The 16,315-nt window shown below is 41.0% G+C and carries 27 protein-coding genes; 5 read left to right on the top strand and 22 right to left on the bottom strand.

The features are described from left to right. Positions 1 to 17 precede the first annotated feature (17 nt). Entirely contained in the window at positions 18 to 1,925 is a 1,908-nt protein-coding gene (gene dnaK / locus ABDD94_RS17540) for a molecular chaperone DnaK (protein WP_345953340.1), read from the bottom strand. A 414-nt stretch (positions 1,926 to 2,339) separates the two neighbouring features. On the opposite strand from dnaK, the gene ABDD94_RS17545 reads away from it, so the two are divergent. The 4 genes from ABDD94_RS17545 to ABDD94_RS17560 all read left to right on the top strand — a co-directional run bounded on the left by ABDD94_RS17545 (position 2,340) and on the right by ABDD94_RS17560 (position 4,495). Further along, positions 2,340 to 2,537: a hypothetical protein gene (locus ABDD94_RS17545; RefSeq protein WP_345950795.1), complete on the top strand. Its 198-nt coding sequence runs from the start codon at positions 2,340 to 2,342 to the stop codon at positions 2,535 to 2,537. A gap of 220 nt (positions 2,538 to 2,757) precedes the next feature. Beyond that, complete coding sequence (locus ABDD94_RS17550; RefSeq protein ID WP_345953341.1) at positions 2,758 to 3,297, top strand: GNAT family N-acetyltransferase; 540 nt, start codon at positions 2,758 to 2,760, stop codon at positions 3,295 to 3,297. Between the two features lie 66 nt (positions 3,298 to 3,363). After that, complete coding sequence (locus tag ABDD94_RS17555) at positions 3,364 to 3,936, top strand: Crp/Fnr family transcriptional regulator (RefSeq protein WP_345953342.1); 573 nt, start codon at positions 3,364 to 3,366, stop codon at positions 3,934 to 3,936. 118 nt (positions 3,937 to 4,054) lie between these two features. After that, positions 4,055 to 4,495 (top strand): carboxymuconolactone decarboxylase family protein, encoded by a 441-nt coding sequence (locus tag ABDD94_RS17560; protein WP_345953343.1) that lies wholly within the window; start codon positions 4,055 to 4,057, stop codon positions 4,493 to 4,495. Between the two features lie 42 nt (positions 4,496 to 4,537). Here the strand turns inward: ABDD94_RS17560 and ABDD94_RS17565 are convergent, their stop codons facing one another. The 16 genes from ABDD94_RS17565 to rpsH form a co-directional block, all read right to left on the bottom strand. Further along, positions 4,538 to 5,566 (bottom strand): acyltransferase, encoded by a 1,029-nt coding sequence (locus tag ABDD94_RS17565; RefSeq protein WP_352432876.1) that lies wholly within the window; start codon positions 5,564 to 5,566, stop codon positions 4,538 to 4,540. Positions 5,567 to 5,804: 238 nt separating this feature from the next. Continuing rightward, positions 5,805 to 6,377 carry a 50S ribosomal protein L17 gene (rplQ, locus tag ABDD94_RS17570; RefSeq protein WP_345953345.1) on the bottom strand — a complete coding sequence of 191 codons (573 nt, stop codon included), beginning with the start codon at positions 6,375 to 6,377 and terminating at the stop codon, positions 5,805 to 5,807. 153 nt (positions 6,378 to 6,530) lie between these two features. Then, the gene (locus ABDD94_RS17575) at positions 6,531 to 7,523 is read right to left on the bottom strand and encodes a DNA-directed RNA polymerase subunit alpha (protein ID WP_345950788.1); all 993 of its coding nucleotides are present in this window, start codon (positions 7,521 to 7,523) and stop codon (positions 6,531 to 6,533) included. Between the two features lie 115 nt (positions 7,524 to 7,638). Next, on the bottom strand, positions 7,639 to 8,247 hold the full coding sequence (gene rpsD, locus ABDD94_RS17580) for a 30S ribosomal protein S4 (RefSeq protein WP_345950787.1): 609 nt from the start codon (positions 8,245 to 8,247) through the stop codon (positions 7,639 to 7,641). A gap of 68 nt (positions 8,248 to 8,315) precedes the next feature. Further along, entirely contained in the window at positions 8,316 to 8,705 is a 390-nt protein-coding gene (gene rpsK / locus ABDD94_RS17585) for a 30S ribosomal protein S11 (RefSeq protein WP_345950786.1), read from the bottom strand. Between the two features lie 125 nt (positions 8,706 to 8,830). Continuing rightward, the gene (gene rpsM / locus ABDD94_RS17590) at positions 8,831 to 9,208 is read right to left on the bottom strand and encodes a 30S ribosomal protein S13 (RefSeq protein ID WP_345950785.1); all 378 of its coding nucleotides are present in this window, start codon (positions 9,206 to 9,208) and stop codon (positions 8,831 to 8,833) included. Between the two features lie 71 nt (positions 9,209 to 9,279). Then, a complete protein-coding gene (gene rpmJ, locus ABDD94_RS17595; RefSeq protein WP_157539780.1) occupies positions 9,280 to 9,396 on the bottom strand; it encodes a 50S ribosomal protein L36 in 117 nt (38 codons plus the stop codon). 5 nt (positions 9,397 to 9,401) lie between these two features. Beyond that, complete coding sequence (gene infA, locus ABDD94_RS17600) at positions 9,402 to 9,620, bottom strand: translation initiation factor IF-1 (RefSeq protein ID WP_022833270.1); 219 nt, start codon at positions 9,618 to 9,620, stop codon at positions 9,402 to 9,404. Between the two features lie 71 nt (positions 9,621 to 9,691). Continuing rightward, positions 9,692 to 10,477 (bottom strand): type I methionyl aminopeptidase, encoded by a 786-nt coding sequence (gene map / locus ABDD94_RS17605; RefSeq protein ID WP_345953346.1) that lies wholly within the window; start codon positions 10,475 to 10,477, stop codon positions 9,692 to 9,694. Between the two features lie 8 nt (positions 10,478 to 10,485). After that, positions 10,486 to 11,844 carry a preprotein translocase subunit SecY gene (secY, locus tag ABDD94_RS17610; RefSeq protein ID WP_345950783.1) on the bottom strand — a complete coding sequence of 453 codons (1,359 nt, stop codon included), beginning with the start codon at positions 11,842 to 11,844 and terminating at the stop codon, positions 10,486 to 10,488. Positions 11,845 to 11,850: 6 nt separating this feature from the next. After that, on the bottom strand, positions 11,851 to 12,297 hold the full coding sequence (gene rplO / locus ABDD94_RS17615; protein WP_345950782.1) for a 50S ribosomal protein L15: 447 nt from the start codon (positions 12,295 to 12,297) through the stop codon (positions 11,851 to 11,853). A 4-nt stretch (positions 12,298 to 12,301) separates the two neighbouring features. Further along, a complete protein-coding gene (gene rpmD, locus ABDD94_RS17620) occupies positions 12,302 to 12,481 on the bottom strand; it encodes a 50S ribosomal protein L30 (protein ID WP_157539784.1) in 180 nt (59 codons plus the stop codon). A gap of 6 nt (positions 12,482 to 12,487) precedes the next feature. Then, positions 12,488 to 13,006, bottom strand: coding sequence for a 30S ribosomal protein S5 (gene rpsE, locus ABDD94_RS17625; RefSeq protein ID WP_345950781.1), 519 nt, complete (start codon positions 13,004 to 13,006; stop codon positions 12,488 to 12,490). A gap of 12 nt (positions 13,007 to 13,018) precedes the next feature. Then, positions 13,019 to 13,369, bottom strand: coding sequence for a 50S ribosomal protein L18 (gene rplR, locus ABDD94_RS17630; protein ID WP_345950780.1), 351 nt, complete (start codon positions 13,367 to 13,369; stop codon positions 13,019 to 13,021). A gap of 5 nt (positions 13,370 to 13,374) precedes the next feature. After that, the gene (gene rplF / locus ABDD94_RS17635; RefSeq protein WP_345950779.1) at positions 13,375 to 13,932 is read right to left on the bottom strand and encodes a 50S ribosomal protein L6; all 558 of its coding nucleotides are present in this window, start codon (positions 13,930 to 13,932) and stop codon (positions 13,375 to 13,377) included. Between the two features lie 20 nt (positions 13,933 to 13,952). Continuing rightward, positions 13,953 to 14,354: a 30S ribosomal protein S8 gene (gene rpsH, locus ABDD94_RS17640; RefSeq protein ID WP_345952095.1), complete on the bottom strand. Its 402-nt coding sequence runs from the start codon at positions 14,352 to 14,354 to the stop codon at positions 13,953 to 13,955. On the opposite strand from rpsH, the gene ABDD94_RS17645 reads away from it, so the two are divergent. Then, entirely contained in the window at positions 14,353 to 14,511 is a 159-nt protein-coding gene (locus ABDD94_RS17645) for a hypothetical protein (protein WP_345950778.1), read from the top strand. The two genes, rpsH and ABDD94_RS17645, sit on opposite strands and share 2 nt — an antisense overlap. A 9-nt stretch (positions 14,512 to 14,520) precedes the next feature. Here ABDD94_RS17645 and rpsN read toward each other — a convergent pair whose 3' ends face one another. From rpsN to rpsQ, 5 genes are read right to left on the bottom strand one after another with little or no spacing between them, the layout of a single operon-like run. After that, positions 14,521 to 14,790: a 30S ribosomal protein S14 gene (gene rpsN / locus ABDD94_RS17650; RefSeq protein WP_345953347.1), complete on the bottom strand. Its 270-nt coding sequence runs from the start codon at positions 14,788 to 14,790 to the stop codon at positions 14,521 to 14,523. Beyond that, positions 14,783 to 15,352, bottom strand: coding sequence for a 50S ribosomal protein L5 (gene rplE / locus ABDD94_RS17655; protein ID WP_345950776.1), 570 nt, complete (start codon positions 15,350 to 15,352; stop codon positions 14,783 to 14,785). Before rplE ends, rpsN begins: the two co-directional genes overlap by 8 nt. Beyond that, entirely contained in the window at positions 15,352 to 15,684 is a 333-nt protein-coding gene (gene rplX, locus ABDD94_RS17660) for a 50S ribosomal protein L24 (RefSeq protein WP_345950775.1), read from the bottom strand. Before rplX ends, rplE begins: the two co-directional genes overlap by 1 nt. A 1-nt stretch (position 15,685) precedes the next feature. After that, positions 15,686 to 16,054, bottom strand: a complete 369-nt coding sequence (gene rplN, locus ABDD94_RS17665; RefSeq protein ID WP_158825046.1) for a 50S ribosomal protein L14 — start codon at positions 16,052 to 16,054, stop codon at positions 15,686 to 15,688. A gap of 1 nt (position 16,055) precedes the next feature. Beyond that, a complete protein-coding gene (rpsQ, locus tag ABDD94_RS17670) occupies positions 16,056 to 16,310 on the bottom strand; it encodes a 30S ribosomal protein S17 (RefSeq protein WP_158825047.1) in 255 nt (84 codons plus the stop codon). Between the last annotated feature and the right edge of the window lie 5 nt (positions 16,311 to 16,315).

Below are 16,315 nucleotides of genomic sequence, written 5' to 3' on the forward strand. Positions count from 1 at the left end.
AATCACTAAAAAGTTTATTACTTCACTTCTTCAAAGTCAACATCAGTTACGGTGTCGCTGCTGTTTTGAGCATTACCCCCGGCATTACCAGCACCTGGCTGAGCTCCGGGCTGGCCACCTTCGGCTGAGGCTTTGTACATATCTTCAGAAGCAGCACCCCAGGCGGTGTTTAATTCTGTTTGTGCAGCTTCGATATCAGCTAGGTTTTTAGAAGCGTAAGCTGTTTTCAGTCTTTCTAAAGCCGATTCGATAGGTGCTTTTTTGTCAGCAGGTATCTTATCACCGTATTCTTTCAACTGTTTCTCAGTCGAGAAGATCAGCGCATCAGCAGCGTTCAGCTTTTCAATTTCCTCTTTTGCTTGTCTGTCAGCGTCAGCATTCGCTTCAGCTTCTTCCTTCATTCTCTTGATCTCTGCATCAGTTAAACCAGATGAAGCTTCGATACGGATTTTTTGCTCTTTACCGGTTGCTTTATCTTTTGCTGATACGTGCAAGATACCATTGGCGTCAATATCAAAAGTAACTTCGATTTGAGGCACACCACGAGGCGCTGGCGGGATACTATCCAAATGGAAGCGGCCTAACGTGCGGTTTTGTGCAGCCATTGGGCGCTCACCTTGCAAAATGTGAATCTCAACTGATGGCTGGTTATCAGATGCAGTAGAGAACACTTCTGATTTCTTGCTCGGGATAGTGGTGTTAGATTCGATCAGCTTGGTCATTACACCACCCATGGTTTCGATACCTAATGAAAGCGGGGTAACGTCTAACAATAACACGTCTTTAACCTCACCGGTTAATACACCACCTTGTATAGCAGCACCGATAGCAACTACTTCATCAGGGTTTACACCTTTTGAAGGCGATTTGCCAAAGAATTTCTCAACAGCTTCCTGAATGGCCGGGATACGGGTTGAACCACCTACTAAGATGATCTCATCGATATCTGTAGTGCTGTAACCTGCGTTTTTCAAAGCAGTGCGGCAAGGCTCAATAGTACGTTTAATTAAGCTATCGGCCAGTTGCTCAAATTTAGCACGGGTTAATTGCTTAACCAAGTGTTTAGGCATACCGTCAACAGCGGTGATATAAGGCAGGTTAATCTCAGTAGTGCTTGAGCTTGATAACTCAATTTTTGCTTTTTCAGCGGCTTCTTTCAAACGTTGAAGGGCCATTGGGTCGCGGCGCAGGTCAAAACCTTCGTCGCTTTTAAACTCGTCGGCCATCCAATCGATAATAACCTGGTCAAAATCGTCGCCGCCTAAGTGTGTATCACCATCGGTAGATTTCACTTCGAACACACCATCGCCCAGCTCAAGAACTGATACGTCATGTGTACCGCCACCGCAGTCAAACACCACAATTTTCATGTCTTTGTGGGCTTTGTCAAGGCCATAAGCCAAGGCAGCAGCAGTAGGTTCGTTAATGATACGGCGTACTTTTAAGCCTGCAATTTCGCCGGCTTCTTTAGTAGCCTGACGCTGTGCATCGTTAAAGTATGCAGGTACGGTAATAACCGCTTCAGTCACTTCAGTTCCTAAGAAATCTTCAGCAGTTTTCTTCATTTTTTGAAGAATCATAGCCGAAATTTCTTGCGGAGTATATTTTCTATCGTCTATTTCAACGCGTGGAGTATTGTTATCACCTTTAACAACTGAATAAGGTACACGCTCAGCTTCTTTAGTAACCTCGTTAAACTGGTTACCCATAAAGCGTTTTACCGAATAAACAGTTTTACGGGGGTTGGTGATAGATTGACGTTTAGCAGGATCACCTACTTTACGTTCGCCGTTATCAACAAAAGCTACTACTGATGGCGTAGTGCGCTTACCTTCGCTGTTGGCAATAACTACCGGCTCGTTACCTTCCATTACTGCTACGCAGGAGTTTGTTGTTCCTAAGTCGATTCCAATGATTTTAGACATATGATTGATTTTTCCTTTTTTGCTATTTAGTGTTACCTCTATTTATCAAGGGTTGTGCCAACGTTCTAATGGCAGTGTATAATGTGTAATATTGGTTATAAAGTTCTATCTGGTCAGGCATAATTATTTAACCAGTGACAGCTTGGCAGATTTGATGATAATTTAACACTGCATAATATTTTCTAATTGATGAAATGGCATTAGGGATATGGTTGCTGCTGGGCACATTGCTACAAACAAATAGTAAGCAAAGCAAACCGGATGATTTTCCTACTTATGACAATACTACTAGCTGCGTTATGACGGTTGTAACGCGTTTAGATACATAAAAGGAGTGTTTCACTAACAATGCATGCAGAAACTTTTAGCTAATCAACGTGTTACCCATTAGCGTAACCTTGTAAACATATGGCCATGAAAACATTCCTTTATTCAGCCTTTGGCTTGTTTCTAACAGCAAGCGCAATTTCCTGCTCGTCTGGTAACGGCACTGCTGGCAAGAATTCAGACTCGGGAGTGATTTCAGCAAGGCCTGCAGAACAAGCTCCTGTACGAACAGCCACGCCAAAAGCTGATAGTATGAAGACTACAGACACCGCCGGGCGGCAATAAATCCCTATCTGTAAAGCTTAAGTACGATGCTATTATTAATAAACCTTGGCTTGTATCTGAAAGTATAGCTGCTGTAAAGTTATGCGCTAATGCATTTGTGCAATATTACAACTTAAGGCAGCCATGCCATGGGTTAAATAGACATCGCCATAGGTGGTGCCACCAATCTAAAAAACGGTCATCCATAATCGTAACGTTGTTCTTAACTTTAGGCTATTACATGTATTATATCGAATCGGAACGGTTGAAATTGATACCGTTAAATTATGAGCACTTGCTGCTTTATAAAAACAACAGGCCGGCGTTGGAAAAGGCTTTAGGATTAAATCCATCCACCATGGTAATTGATGCTTTTTATAAAGCCGAAACCAAGGATGCGTTGCAAAACTTTTGGCTGCCCAATACTAAATTATATCCGGAGCTGTATTACTGGTATACCAGTTGGGAAATTGTACTTAAACAAACTAATACTTCCATTGGCGGCATAGGCTTTGGCGGATATCCCGACGATTATGGTGAAACGTCAATTGGCTATGTAGTAGACCAGCAGCACTGGGGTTTTGGTTATGCTACTGAGGCGTTGAATACAATTTCAAAATGGGGATTTGCCTTTACCTTACTTAAAGCCTTAAAGGCCGACACGCAATCACACAATCTCCTTTCGCAAAGGGTGCTTATTAAAGCCGGTTTTAAGCATACCGACAGTAAAAATGGCTTGCTGTATTACAGGCTTCCAAAAGGAAACACATTAGCCTCGTAAATTAAACTGGGCTTTTTTATGTGCAACTGACGCTAACTTTTTATAATTTGGTAACAACACTAAAACATGTTCGAACCGCTCATCACACACATACAAAAGTTTGTTGCACTGAATACAGAAGAACAAGCACTACTTACCGCCTACCTAAAGTACGAAGAGCTAAGCAAAACGAAATACTTACTTAGCGAAGGGGATATTTGTAATGCGCAGTACTTTGTAGTAGAGGGCTGTATCAGGATGTATTTCATTAAAGAGAACGGGGTAGAACAGATTGTACAATTCGGTATTGATAATTGGTGGATCAGCGATTACACCAGCTTTACTTTACACAATCCTTCACAGTTTTATTTGCAAACCGTACAGCGCAGCAAGGTAATTACGCTCACACAAGCCAAGCAAGACGAATTGCTGGATAAGCTACCCAAGCTAGAGCGCTATTTTAGAAGGATATACCAACGGGCCTACGCAGCGGCACAAACACGGCTGATATTTTTTACAGATCTATCCGGCGAAGAGAAATACCATCACTTTGCCAGTCGCTTTCCCGATTTTGTACAGCGCATTCCGCAGTATATGCTGGCTTCGTACCTGGGCTTCACCCCCGAATTTTTAAGCAAAGTAAGAGCAAAGCGTCATTAATTTTAATCCTACTTCATTTCTTAATCATGATTAAGATTCTGGCGGGTGGCCCTGTGCACCTTTGCTATGTCGACACACAACAACGACTAACAAAATAAAACACAAAAACACTAAAATCATGGAATCCAGAATCAACATCAACGAAGTAGAGCCAGACGCTTATAAAGCCATGTTCGCACTGGAAGGCTACATACAAAAAAGTGGTCTTAATAAGAGGCTTTACGAACTCATCAAAATTCGCGCATCACAAATAAATGGATGTGCTTTTTGTTTGGACATGCACACAAGGGATGCCCGAAAGTTAGGCGAAAGCGAACAACGCATCTACGTATTAAATGCTTGGCGCGAAACTAATTTCTTTACCGAAGAGGAACAAGCAGCTCTTGCCATAACAGAAGAAATAACCAATATCCAGGGCCACGTTTCAACCGAAACTTATAACAAAGCCGTAAGTATATTAGGCGATAAGAAAACAGCTCAGGTAATTATGGCTGCCATAACCATCAATGCTTGGAACCGCATAGCCATTACCACACATTTGATGCCGGCGCAGGCCTAATCAAATAAACAAATAGCCGGCTTATAAAAGCCGGCTATTTGTTTAAACGGTTGCTTTAGATACAGAGACGTTGGTTGTCTTCCTTATCCTGATAAGCAGGTTGGCAAACAGTTGGTTCCACCAGGGCCGCTTTGCTTCAAGGTAGGTACCAATCATACTAACGAGTATCACTACTATCAACATGCATACAACAAAATGCATAGTTGTACTTAGCTGCACTTTGAGCAAGCTTTTTACCACAACAAGTAGCGGAAAGTGCAAAATGTATAACGGAAAGGTAAGGTCAGCAACCTTTCTGAATATATTAAGGCTTTTAGGTTTTGGCTGTGATGTGCCTTTCATGCCGGTAATCACCCACAAAGCTCCAGCTACCATTACGCCGCAAGCCAGGTCTGTTAAAAATTGACTGGCGTAATACAAAGGGGCATATCCAAGACTACGCGGAATGCCGCCAAAATTATAAGCTAGCAATAAACCGCCCATAAGCAGCACTATGAATATGATGTAGGATAGCCAGGTAGGTAACACCGGCTTTTTTATTTTATAAGCAAAGCCGCCTAATATCCATATAGGCATCATCAACAATATGGAAGGTCCGGCTACAAGTGCCGCTATAAATATGAACAAACGCTTAGACGTGTTGCGGTAATAAAACCATAAACCAAATATTACGTAATACCAAAACTCATACCCTAAAGACCATAATGGCCCATTCAACGGCGGAGTAGCAGATTTAAACCAAACATCGGTTATGTAGAACGTAGCCAGCACATAACGCAGGCCAATCTGTGGCTTTAAAAATTCGATATTGGTTTGAGGATCGGTTTGCCACAACACCCATTGGCATACAGCCGTAATGATGATAGCCGGAAATAAGACAGAATACAGCCGGCTTAACCTTGCCTGTGCATACTGCATTATACCCCGATCGTTGTTAAAAGTAGTGTATGAAATTAAATAGCCTGACAAGGCAAAGAACACAATCACACTGAAATGGGCAATTATTTCTAAATCGAAACCCTGCAGATTAAAGGTGTGATACCATATTTTGTAGCCGTGCACTATAAACACAATTGATGCAGCGCAGAGCCTGAGCGAATCAAGGATATAACTTATACGCCAACTTAATTTTTCCCCAGTTTTAACACCCATTAAATATGAATAACAGTATGCGGTACCGGCCCAAGCAAGTACACAAAATATAATAGCTAATATTTAAACCTTAAATTTAGCAATTACCGCCGTTCTTTTGGCATAAAAAAAGCCTTGTTCGAATGAACAAGGCTTTTTTCTATAAATAGCTAAAAGATTATTCGCCTTTCTCAGCGTTCTCTTCGTTAGCAGCCGGAGCTTCAGGTGTTTCTTCAGCAGCAGGAGCAGCAGTAGCTTCTGGTTCGGCAACTACAGCTTCGTCAGCAGGAGTTACTTCGGCAGTTGCAGCTGCAGCTTTACCTTTACCAGCACCACCACGACGACGAGTAGCTTTCTTAGCAGGAGCAGCAGCTTCGCTACCACCGTATACAGTGTTGTAATCAACTAACTCGATAATTGCCATTTCGGCGTTGTCGCCCAAACGGTTCTCTAACTTAATGATACGTGTATAACCACCCGGACGGGTAGCTACTTTCTCGGCAATTTCGCGGAACAGGATAGTTACCGCATCTTTATTTTGCAGGTAACTAAATACAGTACGACGAGAGTGCGTAGTATCGCTTTTTGATTTGGTTACCAAAGGCTCAACATACACACGCAGTGCTTTTGCTTTTGCCAAAGTGGTAGTAATACGCTTGTGAAGGATAAGCGATGAAGCCATGTTACCCATCATTGCCACGCGGTGGCTTTTGGTACGGCCTAAGTGATTGTGTTTTTTTCCGTGTCTCATTTGTTTGTTTGTTTCGCACGTGCATACCGTTGGGCGGCTGTTTAAGTCAAGCCCGCGGAATTATGCCCTCGCCTATTGTATATTAAATGAAGGCCTGGAATGCAGTGCTAAAGTGGAAGCTTAGCACCTTATCCCAAACCTATTATCAAAGGATTACTCCTCGTCTAATTTGTATTTAGCCAGGTTCATACCAAAAGATAAGCCTTTTGATTTAACCAGGTCCTGAATCTCAGTTAAAGACTTTTTACCAAAGTTCCTGAACTTTAACATGTCAGCTACGTCATAAGATACCAGGTCAGCGAGGCTGCGGATATCAGCTGCTTTTAAGCAGTTTAATGCACGTACTGAAAGATCAAGATCAACCAATTCAGTTTTCAAGATCTTACGCATATGCAGAATCTCTTCGTCAACTTCTTTGGTTTCCTCTTTAGCCTGCGCCTCCAACATCATGTTCTCGTCAGAGAACAACATAAAGTGTTGTATAAGGATCTTAGCAGCTTCTTTAAGAGCGTCTTCAGGGTGAATAGAACCATCAGTAGTAATATCCAACACCAACTTTTCGTAGTCGGTCTTTTGTTCTACACGATAGTTTTCTATAGTATATTTTACGTTTTTAATTGGTGTGTAAATTGAGTCGATAGCAATTACACCAATAGCAGCATCAGGGTTTTTATTCTCTTCGCTTGGAATGTAACCACGGCCTTTGCCAACAGTTAACTCAACTTCCAAAGTAACTGAAGGGTCCATATTGCAGATAACCAGCTCAGGGTTCAGGATAGAGAAGTTGTTGGAGAACTGTGTGATATCACCAGCCTTGAAACTATCTTGTCCGCTTATGATGACAAAGATCTTTTCAGAATCGCCTGAATCACCTGTTCTGCTCAAACGTACTTGTTTCAGGTTCAATATAATTTCGGTAACGTCTTCAACAACACCTTTGATGGTTGAAAACTCATGCGTTACACCTGAAAAACGTACAGAGGTAATAGCATAACCTTCCAGTGAAGAAAGTAAGATACGACGTAAAGCATTACCAATGGTTACACCGAAGCCTGGTTCTAACGGACGAAATTCAAACGTGCCTTCAAAGTCGGTTGACTTCTGCATGATAACCTTGTCTGGTTTTTGAAATGCTAAAATTGCCATTTATATGCTTGGTTTATTGTTTACTGATTAATAGATATGAGACATGAGATATTGGATATGAGAACCACTATGGGCTATCTCATATCCAATATCTCACATCTCTGTACTACAAGTATTATTTAGAATATAACTCGACGATTAAGTTTTCCTTAATATTTTCAGGAATCTCATCGCGGTTAGGATAGTTTAACAGTTTACCGCTTAAAGCAGCAGCATCCCATTCAAACCAGCTATATTTGTTAATCTTACGGCCAGCTACAGAGTTAGTGATAGCTTCCAGTGATTTTGATTTTTCGCGTACAGCAATTACGTCACCAGCTCTTAATGTGTAAGATGGAATGTTTACCACCTCACCATTTACTGTGATGTGTTTGTGACCAACTAACTGACGGGCACCTGAACGTGTTGGCGCAATGCCTAAACGGTAAACTGCATTATCCAAACGTGCCTCTAACAATTGTAGCAAGTTAGTACCAGTTATACCTTCACGAGCTGATGCACGGTGAAATAAGTTTTCGAAATAACGCTCTAATACACCGTAAGTGTATTTAACTTTTTGTTTCTCCATCAGCTGTACAGCGTACTCTGATTGTTTACCTCTGCGTTTTGACACGCCATGCATGCCAGGAGGATAATTTTTTCTTTCTAACACTTTATCAGGGCCAAAGATAGGCTCTCTGAATTTACGTGCAATTTTGGACTTGGGTCCGGTATATCTAGCCATTTTGTTTTTGTTTTTAAAGTATCATGCAACCTGTAGCTGCAGAATCTTAGCTTTAAAAAATCGATTAATTAAACTCTTCTTCTTTTTGCAGGACGGCAACCATTGTGTGGAAGCGGAGTAATGTCCTTAATAGTGGTAACTTCAATACCTGAAGTTTGCAGGGTACGGATAGCTGACTCACGACCAGCACCAGGGCCCTTTACAAACACTTCAACTTTACGTAAGCCTAAATCATAAGCTACTTTACCGCAATCGGCAGCAGCTTGTGAGGCAGCGTAAGGAGTGTTCTTTTTAGAACCTTTGAAGCCCATTTTACCAGCTGAAGACCAAGATATAGCCTGGCCTGAACTGTTGGTAAGGGTAATAATAATGTTGTTGAAAGTAGCATTAACGTGAGCCTGACCTACCGGTTCAACTATTACGATGCGCTTTTTGGTTACTTTTTTAGCTTTAGCCATTTTTTGAATTATTGAGCTGATGGATTAGTGAGTTACCGAATAACCCGGACCCATTAACTGTTTGATAATTTTATGTATTCCTAATAAAGCAAGAAAATTAATCCTCCTACTTTATTAATCAATTACTACTTAGTAGCTTTTTTCTTGTTAGCAACTGTTTTACGTTTACCTTTACGGGTACGTGAGTTGTTCTTAGTACGCTGACCACGCAGAGGTAAACCTTTACGATGACGGGTACCACGGTAGCAACCAATATCCATTAAACGTTTAATGTTCAGTTGTACTTCTGAACGCAGAGCACCTTCAACTTTAATTTGATCGTTGATAATTCCACGGATTGCAGCTAATTGCTCATCGGTCCATTCTTGTACTTTTACATCATATGATATTCCAGCCTGATCCAAAATGCTTTGTGCAGTTGAACGACCAACACCGTAGATGTAAGTAAGTCCGATTTCTCCTCTTTTATTTCTTGGTAAATCAATACCTGATATCCTTGCCATATTTCTAAATTGTTCTTTAAGTGAATGACCGAACGGCGGGCCACCGTTGTACGATCATTCCAATGTTTTAATTATCCCTGACGTTGTTTGTACTTGGGGTTCTTTTTGTTAATTACAAAAAGCTTTCCTTTACGACGGATGATTTTGCAATCAGCGCTACGCTTTTTGATGGATGCTCTAACTTTCATATTAATTATTTATATCTGTAGGTTATTCTGCCTTTTGTTAAATCATACGGGCTCATCTCCAGCTTTACTCTGTCGCCAGGTAAGATTTTGATGTAGTGCATGCGCATTTTACCCGATATGTGTGCAATAATCTCATGACCATTTTCCAGCTCTACCCTAAACATTGCATTTGATAATGCCTCCCTGATAGTTCCGTCTTGCTCAATCGATGATTGTTTAGCCATATTTTACTGATTATTACTTGTTTATACCGATTTTATTCGGGACGCAAAAATATAAATTATTTTTCTAATTTTTAATTATTTTTTGCTAAAACTTCTTCAACGTATGAAAATGAAGAAAGAATATCGGCTTTACCTTTGCGTACAGCTACGGTATGCTCAAAATGGGCGGATGGCTTGCCATCAACTGTAGATACGGTCCAACCATCTTTCCAGAACTTAACACCGGCTTTGCCGGCATTAATCATGGGCTCAATAGCTATCACCATGCCTTCTTCCAGTTTAACGCCAGATCCGCGTTTACCATAGTTAGGAACCTCCGGCTTTTCATGCAGTTTTACGCCTACACCATGGCCAACCAGCTCTTTAACCACACCAAAGCCATGCTTCTCTGCATGGTTTTGCACAGCGTAACCAATATCGCCAACACGCATACCAGTAACCGCCTTCTCTATTCCTTTCTCAAGGCATTCCTTTGTTACCTTAAGCAGTAATTTAGCTTCCTCACTAACTTCACCAATAGCGAATGTGTAAGCAGAGTCGCCATAAAAACCATTTAGAATAACTCCGCAATCAACCGATATGATATCGCCATCAATGAGTACATGCTCACCCGGAAAACCATGAACGACTTGATCGTTTGGAGAAATGCAAAGGGAGCTTGGGAAACCATGGAAACCAAGGAAAGCTGGCACTCCCCCATTATCACGGATAAAGGTTTCTGCCAGCTTGTCCAATTCTATAGTTTTAGTACCGGGCTTTACAATCTTAGCTACTTCACCTAAGGTTTTAGCAACCAGTAAAGCACTTTGACGTATGAGCTCTATCTCTTCAGCTGTCTTGTAAATTATTTTCGACATGCGTTAAATTAGATAGCCGGTGGAACAGTACCTGCTGCGGTTGGTATAGCCGTACGTCCTTTTACTCTTCCGGTTTTCATTAAGCCATCATAATGACGCATCAACAAATGACTTTCTATTTGCTGCAAAGTATCCAGCACCACACCTACTAAAATGATCAGTGATGTACCACCGAAGAAGCGGGCAAATTGGCTGTTCACATGGAATATACTCGCCAAAGCAGGCATAATGGCAATGATTGCCAAAAAGATAGAGCCAGGCAATGTAATGCGTGAAATAACAGCATCAATAAAGTCGGAGGTTGCATTACCAGGTGCAACACCCGGAATGAATCCACCATTCTTTTTCATGTCGTCCGACATTTGCTTAGGGTTCACCGTAATAGCCGTATAGAAGTATGTGAATAAAATAATCAATACAGCAAATACGATATTGTGCAACCACGAGGTATAGCTTGATAAAGATATCAATATACCGTTTGAAGCAATGTTAGGGAAGAACGAAGATATAGTTGCCGGAATAAACATCAAAGCCTGAGCAAAAATGATTGGCATTACACCCGCTGCATTTACCTTTAGAGGAATATACTGACGTACGCCGCCGTATTGTTTGTTACCTACGATACGTTTAGCATACTGCACCGCAATTTTACGTGTACCTTGTACCACCAGTATAGTAAACATAATAACACCGATAAGGGCTAATATTTCTACAATAAACACCAATGGGCCGCCTGATGCGTTTGCACCGCTTACACGTGAACTGAATTCATCGATGATAGCTGATGGCAACTGCGCAATGATACCCACCATAATGATTAAAGAAATACCGTTGCCAATACCTTTGTCTGTAATTTTTTCACCTAACCACATCACAAACAAAGTACCTGCGGTTAAAACGCAAACAGTGCTGATGGTAAACATGGTCATCCCGATAACAGGGCTGATTGCGTTAGGTGTGATTTGCGAACGTACGTAAGGTACCGCCTGGGCCATGGTGATACCAATGGTCAGGTAACGGGTCCACTGGTTAATTTTGCTACGGCCGCTTTCACCTTCCTTTTGCAATTTAGCAAAGTAAGGTACCGCAATACCTAATAACTGCACCACAATAGATGCAGAAATGTAAGGCATTACACCTAATGCAAATATAGACGCACGAGAGAAAGAACCGCCGGCAAACATATTCAGTAAGCCAAGCAGACCTTCTTTAGCAGCCTGATTGTTTAAAACGTTAGCATCAACACCGGGTAAGGCCACGTATGAACCTACACGATATATTAAAAGAAATAAGAGTGTGTTTGTGATACGCACTCTTAAATCTTCAATTTTCCAAATATTGGATAATGTGGTGAAAAAATTTTTCATTGAAAATTACAACTTAACAATTGAACCGCCGGCTGCTTCAATGGCTTTTTGTGCAGTAGCAGAAAATGCATGTGCCTGAACATCAACTTTAGCTGTCAGTGTACCACGACCTAAGATTTTAACCAGATCGTTCCTTGACACTAAACCGTGCTCTTTTAATGTATCAAAGTTAATAGTTGACACCGAATAAGTATCAGCTAATTGTTGTAATGTATCCAAGTTGATACCGTTGTACTCAACACGGTTAGGGTTTTTAAAACCTACCTTAGGTACGCGGCGCTGTAAGGGCATCTGGCCACCTTCAAAACCAACCTTGGTTGATGTACCTGAACGTGAACCGGCGCCTTTATGACCACGGGTTGATGTACCGCCACGGCCTGAACCAGTACCACGGCCTATTCTTTTTCTATTTTTAGTAGAACCTTCTGCAGGTTTAAGATTACTTAAATTCATAACATTAAATGTTTTCTACTGCTACCAAATGATTAACTTTTCTAATCATGCCAATGATAGCAGGATTAGCTTCAACTTCAACGCTATGGTTAATTTTCTTTAAACCTAACGCCTCAACAGTTTTTTTCTGGCGCTCACTTCTATCGATCACGCTTTTAATCTGAGTTATTTTGATTTTTGCCATGACTGATTACCCGTTAAATACTTTACCTAAATTAATACCACGGTGCTGAGCTACTGTGTAAGCATCACGCAATTGCGCTAAGGCCGATACTGTTGCTTTAACCACGTTATGCGGATTTGATGATCCTTTAGATTTTGCCAATACGTTATGTACACCAGCACTCTCCAGAACGGCACGCATCGCACCACCTGCAATTACACCAGTACCATTTGCTGCTGGTTTGATAAACACAAAACCGCCAGAAAATTTACCTATTTGCTCGTGAGGTATAGTGCTGTTAATGATAGGCACTTTTACCAGGTTCTTTTTAGCATCATCTATACCTTTGGCAATTGCCTCAGTAACTTCTTTTGCTTTACCTAAACCGTAACCAACAACACCGTTCTCATCACCTACTACCACAATGGCAGAGAAGCTGAAAGTACGGCCGCCTTTAGTTACTTTGGCAACACGCTGTATGCTAACCAAGCGATCCTTTAATTCGATCTCGCTTGTTTTTACTCTTTTAATATTTATTGTTGACATTACTTGTTACGGTTAGAAGTTTAAACCAGCTTCACGTGCACCATCAGCCAGTTGTTTAACACGGCCATGATACAAGTATCCATTTCTATCAAATACTACGGCTTCGATACCAGCAGCTTTAGCTTTCTCGGCAATCAGTTTACCTACGGCTACTGATTGTTCGCCTTTGCTACCGGTAGCAGTAAAATCTTTTGATAAAGATGATGCTGAAACCAAAGTTTTTCCGGCTACATCGTCAATGATTTGTGCGTAGATGCCTTTGTTGCTTCTGTACACTGACAAGCGCGGACGTTCTGCAGAACCTGAAACACGTTTCCTGATTCCTTTTTTTATTCTGTCTCTTCTTGATAATTTACCTGTCATGACGCTTATTTTTTAGATGCTGATTTACCTGCTTTTCTTCTTAACACTTCGCCAACAAACTTGATACCTTTACCTTTGTAAGGCTCTGGTGTACGTAGTGAGCGGATTTTGGCTGCAACCTGACCAATTAACTGTTTGTCGATCGACTCGAGAATAATGGTTGGGTTTTTACCTTTTTCAGCAGTAGTGGATACTTTGATTTCTTGTGGTAACTCAAACACGTAATGGTGAGAATAACCTAACACTAAGTCTAATGTATTACCAGTGTTGGTAGCACGATAACCTACACCAACCAACTCTTGCTCCAGTTTGTAACCAGTTGTTACACCTGTAACCATGTTGTTGATTAACGCACGGTATAAACCATGTAATGCTTTATGACGTTTTTGATCTGTTGGACGTACTACCGTAAGTACGCCGTCTTCTTGTGATACAGTTATATCACTGTCTATCGCCTGTACAAGTTCACCTTTTGGGCCTTTTACAGTTACTAAGTTAGCATCGCTAACAGAAATAGTAACACCTTGCGGGATAGTAATGGGGGCTTTTCCTACTCTTGACATTTCTTAATTCCTCCTTGCAATTAATAAACGAAGCATAAAACTTCGCCACCGATGTTTTGCTGACGGGCCTCTTTATCAGTCATTACTCCTTTTGAAGTTGACAGGATAGCGATGCCTAAACCATTTAATACTCTTGGCATTTTGTCCATGCCTGCATATTTTCTCAAACCTGGTTTACTTACACGTGTAAGCGTGCGGATAGCAGGAACTTTAGTTACAGGGTGATACTTCAACGCAACTTTAATATTGCCTTGAGGACCATTGTCTTCAAATTTGAAGTTAGCAATGTAACCTTTGTCGAAAAGCACTTTAGTGATTTCCTTTTTCAGATTTGATGCAGGAATTTCAACAACCCTTTGGTTGGCTTTAATAGCATTCCTTACTCTGGTAAGATAATCTGCGATTGGATCTGTATTCATTATGTTAAATTATGATGGTGGTTTCCTTCGTTTTCCCAACGACGACCTTCCATCGGTTAAAAAATTCTTTTTGCTATTGCAGGTCTATATTTTGCAAATTGCCGGCCGCAAAGGTAAGAAATTAATTCTCAACCTGCAACCGGCAATTTTATACCTGTAATACTGATTGTTACCAGCTAGCTTTCTTTACTCCGGGGATCTTTCCGGCCAGAGCCATTTCACGGAACGTTACACGTGAAATACCAAACTGACGCATGTATCCGCGAGGGCGGCCAGTAAGCTTGCAACGGTTGTGCATTTTAACCGGTGATGATGCTTTAGGCAATTTGTCTAATGCTTCGAAATCACCAGCGGCTTTCAGGGCTGCTCTTTTATCAGCATATCTAGCTACTAATTTAGCACGTTTAACTTCACGCGCTTTTACACCTTCTTTAGCCATTGTTAGTAGGATTTTGATTTTTAAATGGTAAACCAAACTGTTTAAGCAACTCTAGTGCTTCAACATCATTTGTTGCCGAAGTTACAAAGGTAATATCCATACCCTGAATTTTGTTGATCTTGTCAATGTTAATTTCAGGGAAAATGATTTGCTCGGTGATACCTAATGTATAGTTACCTTTTCCGTCAAATCCTTTATCGTTGATACCTTTGAAATCACGAATACGTGGCAGGGCAACAGCAATCAAACGATCTAAGAACTCGTACATGTTGTTGTCACGTAAAGTAACACGTACACCTACAGGCATACCTTTACGTAATTTAAAGTTCGAGATATCTTTCTTAGATTTCGAAGCAACTGGTTTTTGACCGGTAATAGTTGCCAGTTCAGCAATTGTAGTATCAATCAGTTTCTTATCAGTTGTAGCAGCACCAACACCCTGGTTGATTGCAATTTTCTCCAACTTAGGAACCTGCATTACGCTTTTGTACTGAAATTTATCTTTCAGTGCGGTACGGATCTCCTCTTTGTATTTGGATTTTAATCTTGGAACGTAAGACATTATTTAATTTCCTCCCCTGATTTTTTTGATACTCTAACTAATTTACCAGCATCATTCTTTTTACGACCAACACGGGTAGTTTCTCCTGATTTAGGATCAACTAATGCCAGGTTAGAGATATGAATAGCGGCTTCCTTTTTTACAATACCACCGTTAGGGTTGGCTGCATTGGGCTTAGTGTGTTTAGATATCATGTTGACACCTTCAATCACCGCGCGGTTTTTATCGATTATGATTTCGGTAACCTTACCTTGCTGACCTTTTGAATCACCGGCAATAACCTTAACCAGGTCACCTTTACGGATCTTTAATTTTACTTTTTTGTTTTCCATGTTACAATACCTCCGGTGCTAATGATACAATTTTCATGAATTGTTTCTCGCGTAACTCTCTTGCTACCGGACCGAAGATACGTGTGCCACGAGGCTCATCCTGGTTGTTTAACAAAACAGCTGCGTTATCGTCGAAACGGATATAAGAACCGTCTTTACGGCGAACCTCTTTTTTGGTTCTTACAACTACGGCTTTTGATACAGTACCCTTTTTAACGTTACCTGATGGTATAGCGCTCTTTACAGTTACTACAATTTTATCGCCAACAGAGGCATAGCGCTTAGCTGTACCGCCTAATACGCGGATAACCAGCACTTCTTTAGCACCACTGTTATCAGCTACATTTAATCTCGATTCCTGTTGTACCATCTTATTTAGCCCTTTCTAAAATTTGAACTAATCTCCAGTTTTTATTTTTGCTCAGTGGGCGTGTTTCCATAATCAATACGGTATCACCAATACCACAGGTATTAGCTTCGTCATGAGCCATGAACTTGGCAGTTTTGTTTACGAACTTACCGTAGATAGGGTGTTTTACTTTCCTTTCTACTGCAACCACGATAGATTTATCCATCTTGTTGCTTACTACCAGTCCGGTACGTGTTTTTCTTAAATTTCTTTCCATTGTTT

This window comes from Mucilaginibacter sp. PAMB04168, assembly GCF_039634365.2.
GTDB lineage: Bacteria > Bacteroidota > Bacteroidia > Sphingobacteriales > Sphingobacteriaceae > Mucilaginibacter.

Coding starts and splice junctions, on each gene's coding strand:
- dnaK (WP_345953340.1), bottom strand. CDS start 1,925: ATGTCTAAAATCATTGGAATCGACTTAGGAACAACAAACTCCTGCGTA.
- ABDD94_RS17545 (WP_345950795.1), top strand. CDS start 2,340: ATGAAAACATTCCTTTATTCAGCCTTTGGCTTGTTTCTAACAGCAAGC.
- ABDD94_RS17550 (WP_345953341.1), top strand. CDS start 2,758: ATGTATTATATCGAATCGGAACGGTTGAAATTGATACCGTTAAATTAT.
- ABDD94_RS17555 (WP_345953342.1), top strand. CDS start 3,364: ATGTTCGAACCGCTCATCACACACATACAAAAGTTTGTTGCACTGAAT.
- ABDD94_RS17560 (WP_345953343.1), top strand. CDS start 4,055: ATGGAATCCAGAATCAACATCAACGAAGTAGAGCCAGACGCTTATAAA.
- rplQ (WP_345953345.1), bottom strand. CDS start 6,377: ATGAGACACGGAAAAAAACACAATCACTTAGGCCGTACCAAAAGCCAC.
- ABDD94_RS17575 (WP_345950788.1), bottom strand. CDS start 7,523: ATGGCAATTTTAGCATTTCAAAAACCAGACAAGGTTATCATGCAGAAG.
- rpsD (WP_345950787.1), bottom strand. CDS start 8,247: ATGGCTAGATATACCGGACCCAAGTCCAAAATTGCACGTAAATTCAGA.
- rpsK (WP_345950786.1), bottom strand. CDS start 8,705: ATGGCTAAAGCTAAAAAAGTAACCAAAAAGCGCATCGTAATAGTTGAA.
- rpsM (WP_345950785.1), bottom strand. CDS start 9,208: ATGGCAAGGATATCAGGTATTGATTTACCAAGAAATAAAAGAGGAGAA.
- rpmJ (WP_157539780.1), bottom strand. CDS start 9,396: ATGAAAGTTAGAGCATCCATCAAAAAGCGTAGCGCTGATTGCAAAATC.
- infA (WP_022833270.1), bottom strand. CDS start 9,620: ATGGCTAAACAATCATCGATTGAGCAAGACGGAACTATCAGGGAGGCA.
- map (WP_345953346.1), bottom strand. CDS start 10,477: ATGTCGAAAATAATTTACAAGACAGCTGAAGAGATAGAGCTCATACGT.
- secY (WP_345950783.1), bottom strand. CDS start 11,844: ATGAAAAATTTTTTCACCACATTATCCAATATTTGGAAAATTGAAGAT.
- rplO (WP_345950782.1), bottom strand. CDS start 12,297: ATGAATTTAAGTAATCTTAAACCTGCAGAAGGTTCTACTAAAAATAGA.
- rpmD (WP_157539784.1), bottom strand. CDS start 12,481: ATGGCAAAAATCAAAATAACTCAGATTAAAAGCGTGATCGATAGAAGT.
- rpsE (WP_345950781.1), bottom strand. CDS start 13,006: ATGTCAACAATAAATATTAAAAGAGTAAAAACAAGCGAGATCGAATTA.
- rplR (WP_345950780.1), bottom strand. CDS start 13,369: ATGACAGGTAAATTATCAAGAAGAGACAGAATAAAAAAAGGAATCAGG.
- rplF (WP_345950779.1), bottom strand. CDS start 13,932: ATGTCAAGAGTAGGAAAAGCCCCCATTACTATCCCGCAAGGTGTTACT.
- ABDD94_RS17645 (WP_345950778.1), top strand. CDS start 14,353: ATGTTAAATTATGATGGTGGTTTCCTTCGTTTTCCCAACGACGACCTT.
- rpsN (WP_345953347.1), bottom strand. CDS start 14,790: ATGGCTAAAGAAGGTGTAAAAGCGCGTGAAGTTAAACGTGCTAAATTA.
- rplE (WP_345950776.1), bottom strand. CDS start 15,352: ATGTCTTACGTTCCAAGATTAAAATCCAAATACAAAGAGGAGATCCGT.
- rplX (WP_345950775.1), bottom strand. CDS start 15,684: ATGGAAAACAAAAAAGTAAAATTAAAGATCCGTAAAGGTGACCTGGTT.
- rplN (WP_158825046.1), bottom strand. CDS start 16,054: ATGGTACAACAGGAATCGAGATTAAATGTAGCTGATAACAGTGGTGCT.
- rpsQ (WP_158825047.1), bottom strand. CDS start 16,310: ATGGAAAGAAATTTAAGAAAAACACGTACCGGACTGGTAGTAAGCAAC.